We start from the raw sequence: 16,603 nt of genomic DNA, 5'->3' as shown, positions 1-16,603 counted from the left end.
ACTTGGACTTGCCCCCACCCGCCGTGCCTTTGCGCGGCGTCCATACCACCGCGATGAAGGCCATGCATGATCGAGGATTAGTTCACCATTAGAGCGAATATGGTTGTCCATGCTGTACGTCGTCGCCGGATCTGGCCATCCGGCACGTGACATTTGCCTATACCCCTTTAGCAACTGGAATTACAATTCATGCGATTTCTCATCGTCAGCTTCGACGGCCTTCGGCCGGACCTCGTTTCCCCTGATCTGACACCAAACCTTTGCCGGTTGCAGGCTCTCGGTGTCACGCTGTCAGAGCATCGCACGATCTATCCCAGCGAAACGCGTTCCGCATTCCCGAGCCTCATTACCGGCGCTACGACCGCGGGGCATGGAATGGTGGGCAACAAATATATCGATCGCTCGGTCTCACCGCCGCGCTATGTCGACACGTCAGACGCGGTATTATTGCGCAGGCTTGATTTGGCGAGCGAAGGGCGGCTTATGTCCGTACCGTCGCTTGGCGAGATCCTTGCCGCCCGCGGCCGCCCTTTGGCTGTTTTGGCGACCAACACGGCCGGTACGACGCGTTTCTTCCACCATAAGGCCGAAGACTTCGGCCATGTGCGCCTCTCCGGTCATTTCCGCGAAGTCTGCACACCCGACGGGGTGCTGAGAGCAGCTGAAGCGCTTGTGGGCGAGCTTCCGCCGGCACCCCCCGAAAACGAGCCTGACGCGGCCGGGCAGGATTGGATCACCTCGGCCTTCCTTAACGTGGTTTGGCCGAGATACCGACCGGATGTCACCGTCCTGTCTTTTGGGGAGCCCGATATTACGTCCCATGTCCACGGCACGGGCGCTGCGGCGACGCGCGGGATCATCGCGCACTGCGACCGCCAGTTCGGCCGGGTCCTGGACTGGTGGGAAGCGGAGGGACGAACTGAAGGTGTGCAGATCATGGCGATTTCCGATCATGGTCACATCACTGGCCACACACGCGTCTCCGTCGCCGACGGCTTGCGAGCTGCTGGCTTTCGGCCGGGCATAGCACCTGGCCTGGATGTCGATGTCGTCGTCGTGCCTGGTCAGGTCGGCGCGCTGTATCTGTCGGATCCAAGGGACGAACATGTTGCCCGTCTTGTGGCGGCGATTGCGGGCGAGATTTGGTGCGGACCGATCTTCACTCGCCCTAAAAACGAAACCGAGGGCATCGCTCCCGGCAGTCTCGGCAATCACCTCGTCCTCGCCGATCACGTTCGCGCCCCGGACGTTTCCTTTTGTTTCCGTGCTGACCACGGTGTGGATTCCTTCGGGCTTGCGGGCGGCACGTTTTATGACAACGACCGCCGATCGGGCCTTGGTGTCCACGGCGGCCTGCATCCAAATGAGCTTGCCGCCGTTGCTATCATAGCCGGCTCGGCCTTTTCTGGCCGAGGTGCCATCTCTTCGGCTCCGACCGGTATCTGCGATTTTGCGCCGACGATTCTGCACCTTCTTGGATTTTCCAAGCCAGAAAGCATGAGGGGACGGATTCTGCATGAAATTCTGGACCATGGCTCGAAGCCACTCCCGCACGTCCGTCGCGAAGCCTTCGAAGCAACGCTCGGGAAGTTCAGGCAGGTTCTGCAGCGCGTTCACGTTGGAGGAACGATCTATATCGAAAGCGGAACCGCGGACGGGTGACGCAATGGTCGGGAAATTGCAAAGTCGCGGCCTGAGCCGCTGGCCTTCCTTCTTCCTTTTAAGGCTGTATCCCCTCGCGCAGCAGGTTTCCCAGCGCCGAACTTCGCCGCGTTTCCCGATGCGCTAACGCGTCTTTAGGAGGCGAGCCCGAAAACCGCGTTGTACTGTCCTCCAGCAAGCGCGAAACGTGACGGGCAGTCAACGCTTGCAATGAACTCGCCAACGGCCAATGGCTATGTCCCGCCGATCACCGGACTGCTGCATTGTCAGATCCTATTGTTCTCCTCCGAAGCCGATTACGACGGCAGAAAGAGCCGACACCAAGTTTCAAAAGCAATAATGTTCCAGGCCTTTTGAATGCTCGTCACATTTATATGTCGCTTCAGCAAGGATCGCGTGTGTATCAAATACGTATCCCGAAGATATCGACGGGAGATGCAGCTGCTATTGCAGAGAATTCCGTCCAGCTGATGCAGTAAATAGTCTTGCATCGTTCGATCATACGGCATCTGCTGAATATGCTTCTGACGTTCGGATATACTAGACGGCAGAACGTTGCTTGCAGCATCGCGTAGAATGATTTTATTTCTTTCAGCGCTCAACTTTTGCGCGTCCGTACTGAGCATGGCCACATTGATTACCGCGGGATGAGCATATGGCAATATAAAGTGTGCACCAATTGATGCTACGAACAGCTCCTGCGCACTCATTCGCTCATCCCGTTCCCTGAGCGCGCGCGAAAGTTCCTCTGTCAGATTTCGCGAAAGTGCTGGATAAGTCCAAGGATCGGAAACAAGTTCGGCGCCTTCCGGCGTGTCGTTGGAGATGTCTTCACACGCAGAACTTTTACGATGGGCCACATGGTCGTCTTCCCAAATCTTGCGATGGGTCGCCATGCCAGCGAATATGGTGTCAGAGAAGTTACCCGAAAAGACGGTATCAACAGTCCCCTTAACCGATTGTAGCAAGCCAAATAGACATGGATACTCGTCGAAGCCACAAACGTTCTCCATGGTCCATATCGCTGGAGCGATCAGTTTATCAAACTCGTCAAGGGAAAGGATGAGTTCGCTATGGTCGAGCCCTAGTGCATGCGCGGTTTGCCGAGCTCCAATAATCTCCGGATCGCTCTCACCGTATCCAACTGTGAAGGATCTGATAGGCTTTTCACCAATCTTGCGCTTTAGAAGTGCGGCAATTAGAGCGGAATCAACTCCACCACTTAACATGATGCCGATATTCGGTCCGCTGACGGCTAAAGAGGAATCAATCGACTGATCGAGCGCGGCTAGCAGATCGTCGGATGTGACCTTGTTTGTGCCGTCCGTCTCGATCCGTCTATTCATGGGATTGTTGAGGATTGTCGCATTTGGAGCGTGAGCAACAAGCCGGCCAGGTTGAACAGGGCGTATATCGCAAAAGAATGTCGTGCCATGAACGTTCCATCCTGTTGAAAGGAAGTGATTTACGGCACCGACGTCAATTTGGCGATGAAATCCAGGCACGTTTAAGAGTGCCTTGTACTCCGTTGCGAAATAGACAGTGTTCTCCAGCCTCATAACATAGAGCGGAGTAATGCCTATCGCATCACGATAAAGGAGAACTCGTTCAGCCTTTGAATCGAAAATAACGAAGGAAAACGTTCCGAAAATAGTTGATGCCTGAACCGTTCCTGATGAAAGGTACTCGTCTGCCAGCTCCCTTGCGGACAAGAGACGCCCGGGCGAATAGTAGGGGTTTCCACTTACAGCAACCGTAACGTGCTCTGAGGTGAAGAGGCCGTTGTCGCTGTCCATGACCATAGCTATGCCAAAGCGGTCGTCCTCGAATGCGTGTAATCGACATCCCCGATGGGAGAGAAGGTCCGCGGCTCGTCTTAGATCAAGGCCGACCTTGCCAAAGAACCCGATAAACCCGCTCATGGTCGTCTTCTCTCCCCTACAAACCGGTTGCGAATAAATGGTCGGAACGGCCAGAAATCCGGATAGGAGTGTCGCACGTGCAATAAAAGGCGAGCCAGCTTTCCCATGATCGCCGGTACCTGAATAGCCATGGTAGGCAGAAAATCGTAAGGAGGTTGATCCTTTCCGACCCCGGCTTCCGACCCATCTGGCCCGCGAGCCACACGGCGCCGGCGTTGCGATCTTTCTTTTTGCGATAAAGCGAGGAAAACCAAACCGCATCACCGATCTCGGTTTTCAGAAGATATGAAAGCCCCTTTCTCACAACTGGGCTCGAAGGTGGAAAACTCCTTCCAACGTCAATGAGTGTGGCGGAAGCCCGCCCAACTTCCCAGGGGTTCCAAGGTCCGTTCATTTCTCTCTCCGTGCCTGGATCCACACGATGTTCGACCGCTTAACGATCCGTCACCGCTGCCATGGCAAGCGCGATCGAACCGGCGATCGCACAGAAAGTCGCGATCGGCAAAGCGGTTGCCCGGATAGCAGGGACCCGGATTGTGGTCGTGACGTGGAGCAGTGCGAGTATGATGAAGGCTATCGCCATTACTGTTGGAAAGGCATTATCAGGCAATTGCGGCCTCGCAAGAAGCAGCAACGCCAGTAGCGGCGCATCGTATGAAACCGGAATGCCGGTGAATTTCGCATCCGAAGTTAGACCAACATTCTCGAAGTAGCTGAGCCGGATAGCGCCGGCCATGATCAACGCGGCTACGGCGACGAAAGATAGCAGGCTCCCATGACCAACAAGCATGATGATGATCGACGGGAATAGGATGCCGTGGATCAAATCTCCGAACCCGTCAAAGCTCTTCCCGAAATCCGCCACACCCGGCCGCCGGCGGTCCTTCGTCTTGCGTGCGACATGTCCATCCCAGTGATCAAGGAACCAAGTCCAGAGTACGAACGCTGTCCCGAGTTCGATATGGCCGTTCATCGCGAGGAAAAGCCCGGTGATCGCGAAGAGGTAGCTGACAGCGGTGATAGCGTTGGCGTAATCCCGGAGATAGTGAAGCATCACGGCATCCCCCCTGCTACCTCAGTGTGGTCGCGCGCCCTTTGATCGCAGCAGCCACCCGCAAAAAGTTTTTCAGCCGTCCGGAGGTCGGCCTCGGTGTCGATCTCGAACCAGCGGGTGTCGGAGCAGTCGACAGTCGAAAGACGAAGTTCACCGCGATCAATAAGAGATCCCTGGATCTCTTCGACGTAGGCCGTCGTGGCGTTGGCCTCCACGGCACGTTGCAGAGCCGGCACGAGATGGACGCGCGACGTCGCGGCTGAAAACGCGGTAATGTTGATGATCTTAAAGAGATCTAGCGCTTGCGCCGCTTGCGGGGTCTGGTTCATGACGAAAGTCGAAACCAAGCCGTTGGCGTCGAGCTCGACGGCTGAGCCGCTCATTCCCATGGCAAAGGAGGCGACGGCAGCGACATTCTGGTCGGTCAACGAACGCCTCCGGTTCTGAAGGGTGCGGCCGAGTACCTCACCGTCAAAAAACACATCGCCTTCGATGAAGAGCGCGTCGTCGGCGAGAAGCGTGTCTCGAGCCATCCAGAGCGAAAAGGCGCTGCCCGTGCGATCGAATATAGGATTGGTAACGTAGGAAATATCCACATTTCCGAAACGACAGCCGCAGGCCTCACGGATCGCCTCTCGCCGATAGCCGACGACGATCGTCGCCTCTGACACCCCATGCTCCGAAAGCTGACTTAGGGTGTTGTGCAGGATCGGTGTGCCAAGCACCTTCACAAGAGGTTTCGGCAGAAGATCGGTGTGGGGGCGAAGACGCGAACCAAGCCCCGCAGCCAGAATGACGGCTCTTGTTACCTGTGTCACGATAGACCTCCGCTTCGGGAAAAAACATCTTTTGGCCGCTGACGCTCGTTGAGCGCGTTGAGCGTTTTAACCACCCGCTCAAGGGCCGGGATCAGAAGGTCGCCCGGTGCACCAAACGACAGGCGCAAGCCTGCTGGATCGCCGAAGGTCGAGCCTGCCACCGAGGCGACACCGGCTTCCTCGTGGAGGAACCGTGCGATGTCATCGATGCCTTGGACGGGACTGTTGACAGGCAGCTTGGCTATTCGTTCGCCAAGGTCGAGATAAAAGTAGAAAGATCCGTCGGCCAGCGGCGTCCGAACGTCGATAAGCCGCGATAAAACCGCAAGGCCGTCGCGCCGCGCCGAAGCCAGGCGCTTGAACATGTCCCGTTCGAACGAGCCGTCGGAGACCCTGAGGTGGTGGAGGATCGCATGCTGGGCTATGACGTTGACATTCGACGTCATATGGCTTTGCAGCTTTTTTGCTGCCGATACGATTGCGGGCGGGGCCGCGAAGTATCCGAGACGCCAGCCCGCAATTGCCAGTTCCTTAGAAAAAGAATTGACCAGAATAGTCTGCGCCCGCACTCCAGGATGGGCGGTGACGATCGACTGGTGTCCGTGGCCGGTAAAGACGAAGCTCGAATAACATTCGTCCGAAACGATCCAGAGTTGATAGTTGACGGCGAGGTCGCCGATCGCCTGCAGAGTTGTCCGGTCGTAAACTGCGCCGGTCGGATTGTTCGGTGAGTTGAGGATTATCGCCTTGGTGCGTGACGTGACGGCGGAGCGAATGGCTTCGACCGTCGGAATATACGTCGGCGGCTTCACATCGACGAACACAGGCTTTGCGCCTGCGAGCAAGACCTGTGACGGTATCGTTGGCCAGCAGGGACGAAAGATGATGACCTCGTCCAACGGATCGAGAATTGCGAACACCGCATCCAGGAGTGCTTGCTTGGCACCGTTGGTGATGACGATGTTCTCAGCGGCCCAATTTACATACGTGCTCGCCGTCAGCTTTTCGGCTACCGCTTCGCGCAGGGGCGTAATACCGATCGTATCCGTGTAGCGGTTGGCGCCAGCCTCGATTGCAGCAATGGCGCCTTCGCGTATTGTCGGCGGCAGCCCAATGGTCACCTCGCCAGCGGCGAGGTCGACGATCTGTCTTCCGGCTGCTGCTGCAATCCTGGCGATCTCTCGCGCCGCAGCCGTTCCTGGCTCTGAGAGCGAAGACATCCGTTGCGCAAGCATGTGCGCCTCCTAAAGAATTCTAGTATCGATATCCTGCTGGCCCGTCAGTCCCCGACGTCCATCATTTGTCCTTGGGCAGATAGCGATCTTCGGCCGATGCCAATTCGTCGTAACCCAGGAGATCAAAGATTTCATCGAGCGTGGCGACTTCCGGCTCTATTCCGGCGATGCTCTCTTCGGTGGCTATACGGCCACACACCGCGCGCATCCCTGCAACCGCAGCCCGCATTGCGTGGTTGGCCCAAATCACCGTTGAGATGCCGGCATCTCGATATGCCGAGACCGGAGTACGGTAATATTTCGTCGGGACAATCACGATTGGAAGCCTCTGCCACTGTTTCGCAAAACCGAGCACCTCATTCGCATCGCTCTTGCGTGAATGGATCAGGATCGCGTCGGCACCGGCGTCGGCATAGGCGTCCGCGCGCCGCAGAGCCTCGTCCAGACCGTAGCCAGCGATCAGTGCTTCGATGCGACCGACGAGCACGAGGTCGTTCCCGGTCATGTCCTTGACTGCTCTAAGGCGGCCGGAAAACTCATCGATATCGACGAGCGGGTGACGGTCTCCGACGAAACTGTTCCTTTTCGGGAAGACCTTATCTTCCAGGCAGACGCCGGCGGCGCCGTGCTGCAAGAGCTTCATTGCCAAGAGCCGGGCGTTGTTGAAATTGCCGAAGCCCGAGTCACCGTCGACCAAGATGGGCAGTCCGCTGGCATCGGCCATCCGCTCCACCACGTGCACGACGTCGGTCCAGCTGGCCTCGTTCGCGTCTCGATAGCCGAGCGCCGAGGAGATCGAAAGTCCCGAGGCCCAAAGCCCCTTGAAGCCAGCCTGCCTTGCGATCGCCGCTGAAAGTCCATCATGAGCTTCCATGAGGAACGACAGATCGCTGGAGTAAATAAGATCAAGGAGCGTCTTTGTCGGGTTCTCAACGGCTCCGATCGGCTTGGAGATAAAAACTTTCTGATCCATTGTCACTCCTCCTTCATAAAATGAAGGCTGAATGCATTTTCGAAGAAAGGCAACGACTAAACTGGTATATTTTTTAATATATCCTGAGTCAGAGCAAATAGTTTGTATATATGTCAGGGTCAGACGGAAGGTTATAAATCATTATAACTAAATATATTTTATAATATATTTCGCTGCCAGCACATGCATGTGAGTAAATGTTCGCCTGGAGCACTGTTCGGAGCTTCGGCCTGCTGGGCTTGGCTTGATCACTTCATAAGCCCATTACTGCGCCGTCACATTGCGGAATGGACCGCGGCCAGTGATCGCAGTAGGCCCGTAGAAGTGATGAGCCGCTCGAAGCTTGGCACCACGCGAAATTCCGCGTCTAAAGGCAATAAGTCCAGGCCGTTGCGGGCTGGCTCGCTGCAATTTGTGCAGGTTGGATAATGGGCTCGGCCTTAAGCACTGTTCGCTTGGGGTCGACTGCTCCAAGCGATAAAACCTCCGACGAGCATGAGGAACGAGGTAAAAACGAACACAGAATGTATGCCGGCATGAGCAGCTAATACGCCGCCGATGGCCGGGCCCAGCACTTGACCGGCGTGCTGCGCCGATGTCGACCAGCCGAGTATCGCGCCGACGGCTCGCTCGGGGACGCTGTGGCGTATCACGCTGCCGATACAAGGTAGCAAGCCCCCTAAAACGAGCCCCATCAATATTCGGAGGCCCACCAACTCCAAAACGTTCGTAACGAAAGCTTGTGACAGAAGGAGTGCCGCAGCGGCGCACATCGCGACAACGATAACTTTCCAGTGTCCGACGCGATCGGCTAGTCTTCCAAGATGCGAGGCGGAGAGAACGCTCCCAAACGCGGTACCCGAAATGACCAGACCGGCCCAAAGGGTAACATGACGATTAGGCTCGACGAGTTGCGAAATGTAAATCGCCGTTATTGGTTCAATCGACATATTGGCGATCATCAGAAGCAAGCCCGTCGCCAGCATTGCCAAGACGGGCCTCCTGCTTGGAATCGTGGACCAACTGTTGGAATATTCACGCTCTGTCGTTCGAGCATTGAAATCCTCTCTGATCAAAAATGCGCTGGCAAGAAAAGTGAGGAAGACTAGGGCCGCGGTCAAAAAGAACGTTTCTCGAATGCCGATTAATGTCGGTAGAAATCCGCCGATCAGCGGGCCGACGAGGTTGCCCCCCATGATCCCCGTGGCCAACAACCCCAACGCCCAGCCAATACGGTCTTTGGGAACCTGTGTCGCTACTAATGCATATGAACCAGACGAGTAGCCTCCGAGTAGACCGGATAAAAATCTTATAGCCAGGAACTGCCATACGTCTTGAGCCACACCCATTAAGGCCATCGCTGCGACCACACCCAAGCTTGCGCGAACCATCATCGCCTTCCGACCGTAGCGGTCGGCAAGTCTTCCCCAAAGCGGGGCAACCAGTGCGGCCGCAAGGAAAGTCACGCCGTAAGCCACGCCCGAAAACTGCGCTATGGATGCTTGATCGATGACGCCTAGTTCCCGGATATACAGGGGCAAGAAGGGGAGTAACATTGTCATGGCGACGGTCGTCGTGAACGAACCGGCAGCACAAACGATAAGGTTCTTCTTCCAATAGGGGGCGCTGCCGTTCAGATACGAACTCGCATTCCCAAGCTTATTTCCACTGTTGAGCACTGTGAATCGCCCTTCTTGCTGGGCATATGGATTTCGGGCACACATTCGGTGTCAATGCCGGCCTGGAGCCGACTGCTTCGCTTCCGAGTGCGTCGAGGATTGCTAAAGACGTCATGGATCAGAAGTCTTCCCCAGTCGCGGGATAATCTGTTATATGGCGGAAGGGATTGCCGCTGCGGTCAATGCCGTCTCCGGTAGAGTGTCCTCCGATAGAGATCTGACATGTTGCTCTCGTAGCCCTCGGTCCCTCCGCTGGATTTGGCCGTGGCAGGAATGCTCGTCGGGAGCTCGCGCCGTTTCGCTACAAGGGCTGCAAGGGCCGTGCCAAAAATCACTAGTCGGCAAAGAAAGACTTCCGTCAGCTTTTCAGCTATTTAACTTGAAAACAGAACGAGGTTGCTCAACAAAGCTGTGTCGCAAACCCGATAAAGACGCGTCAGATGAAATGATGTCCGGCCGTCTCAACTACGCATTTCAGCGGATATCTTGTGATCTCCGTTGCCAGCGGGCGGTCACCGATGATATCGATATTGAGTTCATAGAGCGCGCAACCGAACGCGTCTCTCGTGCGGTCTTTTTCCGACGCATGGATCGAACGAAAGACACCTGTATGCAAAATGCAAAATGCCAAAGGCTTGCCCCGCCACCCTGGGCTGATCGAGGACAGCGTCACAGACATCAGCGTCGTTAAATAAAACACGCCCCATGGAAAGATACCTCTGACTTTCCACGGTCAAATCCTCTTAGATTGGCTTCTCCTAGATGATCTGACGCCGGCGCTGGAGCAGCGGATGAAAACTCGCGGCTCGCACGAATCGATCCTTGATGCGATAAGGGATCATGGATTCGCAACTCGATATGTTTACGCCCGGCAATTCAAAGGGCGACGCCTTGCAGGTGCGTCGTCGTGCATCGCGGCGCCAGATGACTTACCACCAAAGCGCGGATGAGATGATCCGCGCGCTTGAAGGCAGCGGCGAATACCGGATCCTCAGAAAGTTGCCGCAGCGTGATATTGCGACGGTGCCGCGAGCAGGATTTCAGAATGTCGGCATCGTTCTCGACACGGAGACCACCGGTCTTGATCACCGGACTTGCGAAATCATCGAGCTGGGACTTATCGCCTTCACCTTCGATGAAGAAGGGAAGATTGGAGACCTGATCGGCACCTATGGCGGACTGCAGCAGCCGACAGCTCCCATTCCGCCCGAGGTTACCAGGCTCACCGGCATCACCGACGAGATGGTCGATGGCAAGATCATTGACATGCGGGCCGTGAAAGATCTCGTCGTCCCGGCTGATCTGATCATCGCCCATAACGCCGGTTTCGATCGTCCGTTCTACGAGGCGTTCTCCCCGGTCTTCGCCAATAAGGCCTGGGCTTGCTCCGTCTCGGAGATCGACTGGAGCGCGAGAGGCTTCGAGGGAACGAAGCTTGGCTACTTGATCGGTCAGGCGGGCTATTTTCACACAGGACACCGCGCGGTCGACGACTGCTTCGCACTCCTTGAGGTTCTCGACCGTGGCGAGGGTGAGGGAGCGGCGCCCTTCGCCGAACTTTTCCGGTCAAGCAGGCGGTCGCGTGCCCGCATCTATGCGGAGCACAGCCCTTTCGACATGAAGGACGTCCTGAAGGCAAGAGGATATCGGTGGTCGGACGGCAGCGACGGACGGCCGAAGTCCTGGTGGATCGAGGTTGCCGAAGATGGCGTCGAAGACGAGCTTTGCTATCTTCGCTCAGAGATCTACCGTTGGGACGAAGCAGATCCGCCTATCCAGCGACTTACAGCCTTTGATCGATTCAAAGGCTAGATCCATACATTCCTCCTTTTGGAGTGACGGCTGGAGGTGGGCGATTGTTTTAAGCAGCTCAATCGACATCTCGACCGATCCGAGGTCGAGAATTTAATATCACTATCATGGAAGCCAAAAGAACCGGCAGCGTCCATCATCGTCGCTGTAGAAGTTGAGGGAGCCGGGCATGGAAACCAGTTCCGGGAAGCAGAAGAACTCGAGATCGGCTTCGAAAACTCATCCTGTCGATCGCAACGTCGGGCAGCAGATCCGAATTCTGCGAATCCAATCCACCTGTCGCTGAGTGAATTGGCCATAAAATTCCTGTTTGGGAGATCGTCTGATATAGAGCGATCGCCCTGTCGCCGTCGTATCCATGCTACCCGCGCCGGCGACCGCGCCCTGTCGTTACCTGCCACGGGTAACGACAGGGCAACTCATCGGGGCCTTGCTGCCGAGCGAGAACGTCGACATCAACCGGAATCCTTGATGGATGTAAAGCTCACCACCGCAAAGAACTTGCTAACCGAGCAATTGCTTCAGCAGAGTGAGATGCGGCGCATACGCCGGATTAGCGGCCTCGATTTCGAAATCTGCTTTGTCTGCCCCTGCCGACATCCCTTGGAAAAGTCAGCAACTGGAATACGACGAAGGTAGAACTGACGCTTTTCAATCGCTCCGTCGGATGGTGCCCGATCGTCATCAACGGGGAGTGCGCGCCGCTTGGCTCCTTTTTTGGAATGAGGAGGAGCTCTAGTTCATCAATGCGTGCAATGAGATCGAGAATTGGTGCAAGATGTCAGCCTCGCGAAAAGGAGTTGAACGTATGGAAATACAAGGACGGTGCCACTGTGGACGTGTGACTTACGAGGCAGAAATCGATCCCGACGACGTCGGCATCTGCCACTGCAACGATTGTCAGCAACTTACCGGTTCGGCATATCGTGTGACCGCCAGTACACCACGCGCGCATTTTCGTATCACGGCCGGTGAACTGCGATGTTACGTTAAGACTGCGGATAACGGTCAGAAGCGCCTGCAATTTTTCTGCGGCGACTGTGGGGCGCCGATCTATACGACGGGCGAGGCCGAGGCTGCCGAGCATGTCGGTATACGCGTCGGAACCATCGACCAACGTCGCGAGCTTTCTCCCCGGTTTCAAATCTGGCAAGCGTCCCGGCTGCCCTGGGTGGAAACCATCAACGATTTGCCAGGCCGTCCAACTGATTAATGGCGGATTGCGTCGATTGAAGGGATGACGCCAACACGCATCGGCAATCGCCGGACATTCGAACACCGCTGGCACTTCACTGGCCTTCTCGTGTGGGGACCCATTAAGGAAAAATGGGAATTCATAGGCCCCGAACCCAGACATCGGAAGTGACAAGCGGGGATATTGCGGGCGCGGGCTACACAGCAGTACTGCGCAACAGCTACAGGGATACCGGCGGCCCAAAAACCCTAGATATCCGCAAAGACGTCTGAGATGACGGAAAATTTCACGGCCTGCCACCGCCTATAGTCGAGCACCAGGTTCGCCGAAACCCAGCAGTCACCGCTCTTCTTGGCCGTCTCCCATCCCAATAGCCCCTTGGACTGGGCGGTCGCGAGTATCCTGCCGGTATGAGTGCGGGAAATGAGATAGTCGGCAGCGGCAAGTCGTGCCGAAACAGCACCTATCCACGAGCGCTCAGCCACCTCCGCGGTTGCTGGCACACGCGACATTAGGTCGTGCAATATGTTGCTGCCGGATTCCGACTTGACGAAGAGCGTGATGCTGTCGGGAGGGCTGTACCAGCCTGGGTGATGGAAGAGCCGACGCGCGATTTGCGGCTGGGCGCGAAACAGTATCGTCGGATCGGCTTGGGACTGTTGACATCGATTGCCTGCATCTATGCTGTCAAGCGAGCGCAGGTGTCCGTCGAGCCATTGCCGGATCAGCTGTTCCGTGTGGGCTGCTGCCTGCATGGCGTTGGTGCGCCGGTCCGCATTTTCTACCGGCTCGAATAGCTTGTAGTGTACCATCTCCTTCAGATGCGCGATCGCTGTGTTGTGGCTGGCAACATGGTTCTCGACCAAGAATTTTCTCAGATTGGAAACCGTGACTGGCGGGCAGCTCGGATTGAGCTTGTGCTCAAAATGCATTGCCAATGTCGCCTGGGTGAGCAGCCACTTCTGCAGGTCGGCGACATAGCGCACCACTCTCGGTGCCGTGCGATGGATCGCCAGCAACTCCAATGCGGCGTCACGGAGAGCAGCTGCAAAGGAGGCATCCGCCAGCAGTTCGCCGATACTGAAAGCGCGGCACCTGTCTCGCAATTGGGCTGAATCAGCATGCATTGGCATTTTGGTGGGCGCGAATCTTTATAAAAATGCGAGAGTCATAGTGATGGAAATATAGAAGGTATCGAAATGGATAGGCGCTGTCGGCATTTTGGGCAACTCTCTCCTCGAACACAGATACCGCCAAGCGAACAGTGAAGGCGAGTTTTGTATCCTGATGATGAATGTCGTTCCGCTGGGAGGCGTCGAGGCGTCGGCGGGAACCGACCGATGTCCTGCGGGTTACCTCGTCAACGAAAGGAGCGACCCATGCCGTTTCCATCACCACGATCCGAGGACTTGCAGCAGCGCTTCGAGGAATTGAAGGCGGCGGCCAGATATTCTCTGGAAGAAGTTATCGCTTCAGCCAATGAAGCGGGGTGGGGCACTCGAGAGGTACTCGGAGCGCTGGTCGAGGCGGCCCACTCTCTCGAGGATGCCAATAGTGCGGACCCGGATCCTGCTGATGATCCGCTAATTGGCGATGCGGTTCGCGAACAGATCGGCCACGGTGAACAATTCGATTGAGGGGCGGCGCCGACAATCATTGTTCTTTAGGCAGATGCCAAGTTTGACGGAGAAGACGATGAGCACCAACGATACGAATGCGACGCCCGAGCAGCGACGCCCCAAGGACGTGAATCCGGTACCGGAAAAGCCTGAAAAGGCCGACAAAGAATCACTCGCGCCGCCAACAGTCCAGCCCGCTGGCAGCAAGGATGAGAGTGAGCGACCAATCGTCAATCCGATAACTGGCGTGGCCCTCTGACTTTTCGGAATGATCGAGGTGACGAACTCCGGCGGCAAGGCGATTTCCTCGCTGCGGCGACCGAAGCCGATTGAACTCGTCCTCAAGGGCTTTCTGCTTTCAAAGGGAGAGACTACCGAGAAATTAAAAAAAGCTACGGACACAATCTTCAAAAGCTTCACTCACAATCGATCGAACTCGGTTTGCCGGAGAACCCACGCAGCGAGCGGATGATCTCTTTTATTAATGATACGTATGCGATTCACATGCCACGTTATCCGGATCCGGAAACAAGGCATCGCCCTGTCGCTACGGTGCCGCAGTTCTTTTGAGGATTATGATCGTTTGGTACAGAGCGTCACGGAGATGACTGCGGAAAGTGGTAGTTCGCGCAGTCCGCTGCCAAACGAGAGTTTGACGACCTTAATCTTCATGCATACCTATATGTTGGTAACGATTGCATGCTCAAATCAAACCGAGTATCGGCTTGTCCGAACAGAGGTGTGAAGTGCCCAAGGTTAACCCAGTGATCCTGCGTTGGGCTCGCGAGACGGCGGGACTGAACGTAGAGGAAGCCGCTGAGAAAATCGGCCTCAACGCTGCCCGTGGAGTGACGGGCAGCGAACGGTTGACCATGCTCGAAGCTGGCAAGGTTGAGCCCTCGCGGCCGCTTCTTCTGAAAATGGCTGGCCTCTATCGCCGGCCTATATTGACATTTTACCTCGCCAATCCGCCTGTCGCGGCAGCTCGCGGGGAGGATTTTCGGACCCTGCCGGCCGGATTCGCTCAACGTGATGCGGCTTTGGTCGATACACTTCTTCGCGAGGTGCGAGCGCGTCAAGACATGGTTCGAGCTGTACTTGAAGCGGAAGATGAGGCTGACCGGCTGGGTTTTGTCGGATCCCTTGAAGGGCAGCGAGATCCTCAGGTAATCGCAGCCGCGATCCAGCGGGCGCTTGGGTTCGATCTGCAGACATTTCGCCATGGCAATCAGCGTAAGGGCTTCGCGTACCTTAGGGGCTGCGCGGAAGCAGCCGGGATCTTCGTCCTTTTGATAGGCAACCTTGGCAGCCATCACAGCGCACTGAATGTGGAATTGTTCAGGGGATTTGCTCTCGCCGATCCCATCGCGCCCTTCGTCGTGATCAATGACCAGGACAGCGAGCAAGCGTGGTCGTTCACGTTGTTGCACGAGCTGGCCCACATATGGCTCGGACAAACAGGCCTGAGCGGCGGTCGGCTGAATAACGCGATCGAGACCCTCTGCAACGACGTCGCCGGGCGTATTCTGCTGCCCACAGGCGAGATAACCACCGAAACTTCACTCGTAGGTGCTTCGCAAGACCGCGTCGTCGCTCGCATTTCCGCCATCGCGGAAACGCGGCAGGTCAGCCATTCTATGGTTGCCTATAAGCTATACCGAGAGGGCATTATCGATCAGAACATGTGGTCCTCGGTCACCGCGCTCTTCCGCCAGCAATGGCTGAGGAGCAAGGCTGCGCAGCGCGATCGCGCTCGTGAAGCCGAGGGCGGTCCCAGCTATTATGTCGTGCGGCGTCACAAGCTTGGAAATCGCTTGGTCGAACTCGCAAAACGCATGCTTGCCGATGGTGCGCTATCGCCCTCAAAGGCGGCCGCCATTCTTGGGGTTAAGCCGAGCAACGTCTATCCCCTTACCAACAGCGCGGCCTGAGGACATATTGTGCATCTTCTCGACGCAAACGTCCTGATTACAGCGCACAATCTATACTATCCGATCAATCGGGTGCCCGAGTTCTGGGAATGGTTAGTCCATATGGGCAGCATGGGTCGCCTGAAGATACCCGTTGAAATTCTGGAGGAGATCACCGAGAAGTCTCCGATTGGCCAATGGTTGAAGGAGGGGGACAACGGCGCCAGCCTTCGGCTGGATGAAGATGTCGATCCCGAATTGGTGCAAGCTGTGATTGCGGCCTATGCTACAGATCTCAACGATGCCGAAATAATCGAAATCGGTCGTGATCCCTTCTTGATCGCATACGCGATGGCCAATCCGACGGAGCGCGTCGTCGTGACCGTCGAAGCATCCAAGCCAAAGACCCAGCGGGCAAATCGACGAGTTCCGGATGTGTGCAACGATCTTGGGGTTACCTGGTGTGATAGTTTCCAGATGATGTCTGCCCTGGATTTTACAACGGCCTGGCGCTCGGCGCTCAGCTAGAGCGACTACCCTGCGCTTCCAGCAGCAGCTCATATGCCCCTATCGACCATTTTGTCCAATTCTCGCGCGATGTGACGCGCCGTCGACCACTGCTCTCCTCCAATCGTGCGAGCCCACGATGGTGTTCGATTTTGAAATCGTTTTGGCAAGGGGAGGCGTTCAGTGAAATCGCTAGCGGAAAAACGTCCTCCATTTA

16 protein-coding genes are annotated in these 16,603 nt (G+C 56.2%); 7 read left to right on the top strand and 9 right to left on the bottom strand.

Annotated features, from left to right (window positions below; all coding sequences use genetic code 11):
* Positions 1 to 189: 189 nt before the first annotated feature.
* Positions 190 to 1,662, top strand: a complete 1,473-nt coding sequence (locus ACXHXG_RS20060) for an alkaline phosphatase family protein (protein WP_457900422.1) — start codon at positions 190 to 192, stop codon at positions 1,660 to 1,662.
* A 296-nt stretch (positions 1,663 to 1,958) separates the two neighbouring features.
* Here ACXHXG_RS20060 and ACXHXG_RS20055 read toward each other — a convergent pair whose 3' ends face one another.
* From ACXHXG_RS20055 to ACXHXG_RS20025, 7 genes are all read right to left on the bottom strand, one after another.
* Positions 1,959 to 3,584, bottom strand: a complete 1,626-nt coding sequence (locus ACXHXG_RS20055; RefSeq protein ID WP_457900421.1) for an asparagine synthetase B family protein — start codon at positions 3,582 to 3,584, stop codon at positions 1,959 to 1,961.
* A 433-nt stretch (positions 3,585 to 4,017) separates the two neighbouring features.
* Entirely contained in the window at positions 4,018 to 4,638 is a 621-nt protein-coding gene (locus ACXHXG_RS20050) for a CDP-alcohol phosphatidyltransferase family protein (RefSeq protein ID WP_457900420.1), read from the bottom strand.
* A complete protein-coding gene (locus ACXHXG_RS20045; protein WP_457900419.1) occupies positions 4,638 to 5,456 on the bottom strand; it encodes a phosphocholine cytidylyltransferase family protein in 819 nt (272 codons plus the stop codon). Before ACXHXG_RS20045 ends, ACXHXG_RS20050 begins: the two co-directional genes overlap by 1 nt.
* The gene (locus tag ACXHXG_RS20040) at positions 5,453 to 6,691 is read right to left on the bottom strand and encodes a pyridoxal phosphate-dependent aminotransferase (protein ID WP_457900418.1); all 1,239 of its coding nucleotides are present in this window, start codon (positions 6,689 to 6,691) and stop codon (positions 5,453 to 5,455) included. Before ACXHXG_RS20040 ends, ACXHXG_RS20045 begins: the two co-directional genes overlap by 4 nt.
* Positions 6,692 to 6,752: 61 nt before the next feature.
* Positions 6,753 to 7,664 (bottom strand): phosphoenolpyruvate mutase, encoded by a 912-nt coding sequence (gene aepX, locus ACXHXG_RS20035; RefSeq protein ID WP_457900417.1) that lies wholly within the window; start codon positions 7,662 to 7,664, stop codon positions 6,753 to 6,755.
* A gap of 440 nt (positions 7,665 to 8,104) precedes the next feature.
* Positions 8,105 to 9,388 carry an MFS transporter gene (locus tag ACXHXG_RS20030; RefSeq protein WP_457900416.1) on the bottom strand — a complete coding sequence of 428 codons (1,284 nt, stop codon included), beginning with the start codon at positions 9,386 to 9,388 and terminating at the stop codon, positions 8,105 to 8,107.
* A gap of 391 nt (positions 9,389 to 9,779) precedes the next feature.
* Positions 9,780 to 10,022: a hypothetical protein gene (locus ACXHXG_RS20025; RefSeq protein WP_457900692.1), complete on the bottom strand. Its 243-nt coding sequence runs from the start codon at positions 10,020 to 10,022 to the stop codon at positions 9,780 to 9,782.
* A gap of 161 nt (positions 10,023 to 10,183) precedes the next feature.
* Between ACXHXG_RS20025 and ACXHXG_RS20020 the strand changes: the two genes are divergently transcribed.
* Both ACXHXG_RS20020 and ACXHXG_RS20015 read left to right on the top strand, forming a co-directional pair.
* Entirely contained in the window at positions 10,184 to 11,155 is a 972-nt protein-coding gene (locus ACXHXG_RS20020; protein ID WP_457900415.1) for a 3'-5' exonuclease, read from the top strand.
* A gap of 808 nt (positions 11,156 to 11,963) precedes the next feature.
* Positions 11,964 to 12,368, top strand: a complete 405-nt coding sequence (locus tag ACXHXG_RS20015) for a GFA family protein (RefSeq protein WP_457900414.1) — start codon at positions 11,964 to 11,966, stop codon at positions 12,366 to 12,368.
* A 230-nt stretch (positions 12,369 to 12,598) separates the two neighbouring features.
* Here the strand turns inward: ACXHXG_RS20015 and ACXHXG_RS20010 are convergent, their stop codons facing one another.
* Positions 12,599 to 13,477, bottom strand: a complete 879-nt coding sequence (locus ACXHXG_RS20010) for a hypothetical protein (RefSeq protein ID WP_457900413.1) — start codon at positions 13,475 to 13,477, stop codon at positions 12,599 to 12,601.
* Between the two features lie 252 nt (positions 13,478 to 13,729).
* On the opposite strand from ACXHXG_RS20010, the gene ACXHXG_RS20005 reads away from it, so the two are divergent.
* Positions 13,730 to 13,987 carry a hypothetical protein gene (locus tag ACXHXG_RS20005; RefSeq protein WP_457900412.1) on the top strand — a complete coding sequence of 86 codons (258 nt, stop codon included), beginning with the start codon at positions 13,730 to 13,732 and terminating at the stop codon, positions 13,985 to 13,987.
* A 58-nt stretch (positions 13,988 to 14,045) separates the two neighbouring features.
* Positions 14,046 to 14,228: a hypothetical protein gene (locus ACXHXG_RS20000; protein ID WP_457900411.1), complete on the top strand. Its 183-nt coding sequence runs from the start codon at positions 14,046 to 14,048 to the stop codon at positions 14,226 to 14,228.
* 409 nt (positions 14,229 to 14,637) lie between these two features.
* Here the strand turns inward: ACXHXG_RS20000 and ACXHXG_RS19995 are convergent, their stop codons facing one another.
* A complete protein-coding gene (locus tag ACXHXG_RS19995; protein ID WP_457900410.1) occupies positions 14,638 to 15,282 on the bottom strand; it encodes a hypothetical protein in 645 nt (214 codons plus the stop codon).
* 21 nt (positions 15,283 to 15,303) lie between these two features.
* Between ACXHXG_RS19995 and ACXHXG_RS19990 the strand changes: the two genes are divergently transcribed.
* Both ACXHXG_RS19990 and ACXHXG_RS19985 read left to right on the top strand, forming a co-directional pair.
* Complete coding sequence (locus ACXHXG_RS19990) at positions 15,304 to 15,900, top strand: ImmA/IrrE family metallo-endopeptidase (protein WP_457900409.1); 597 nt, start codon at positions 15,304 to 15,306, stop codon at positions 15,898 to 15,900.
* A gap of 9 nt (positions 15,901 to 15,909) precedes the next feature.
* A complete protein-coding gene (locus tag ACXHXG_RS19985) occupies positions 15,910 to 16,407 on the top strand; it encodes a DUF4411 family protein (protein WP_457900408.1) in 498 nt (165 codons plus the stop codon).
* The last annotated feature ends 196 nt before the right edge of the window (positions 16,408 to 16,603 follow it).

The organism is Rhizobium sp. LEGMi-198b (assembly GCF_054114205.1).
The sequence above is the reverse complement of the archived record's forward strand: the minus strand, read 5'-3'. Positions and strand labels throughout refer to the sequence as shown.